The following is a 399-nucleotide window of genomic DNA, read 5'->3' on the forward strand; positions in this document are numbered from 1 at the left end:
TACCTTCAGCAAGGTTAGCCTTGGTGGAACAGAAATCGCAGGTGCAGAGATTAAGATCTACAAAGGCGATAAGGCAGAAGGCACAGCCGTAGAAAGCTGGACTTCAGAAGCTGGTAAGTCTAAAGAATTGAGCTTGGCCCCAGGTACTTACACCTTCCATGAGGAAGCAGCCCCTACTGGATACCTCAAAGTAACGGACATCACTTTCCAAGTTAACTATGATGGAACAGTTAAAGTGACCAATGTTGGTACTAAGGATGCTAAAGGCGAGGACAATACAGTTGTAACTGACGGTTCAACTATTAAAGTCACTGATAAAGATGACGATAGCCCACGTAAGATTACCTTCAGTAAGGTTAGCCTTGGTGGAGAAGAAATCGCAGGTGCTCAAATCAAGAT

Annotated in this window: 1 protein-coding gene; it reads left to right on the forward strand. The window is 44.4% G+C overall.

From position 1 onward, the window contains the following. On the forward strand, window positions 1-399 hold a 399-nt coding region (locus ADM50_RS01955; protein WP_049484349.1), incomplete at both ends, for a prealbumin-like fold domain-containing protein.

Origin of the sequence: Streptococcus oralis (assembly GCF_001075675.1) — a bacterium.
GTDB lineage: Bacteria > Bacillota > Bacilli > Lactobacillales > Streptococcaceae > Streptococcus > Streptococcus oralis_V.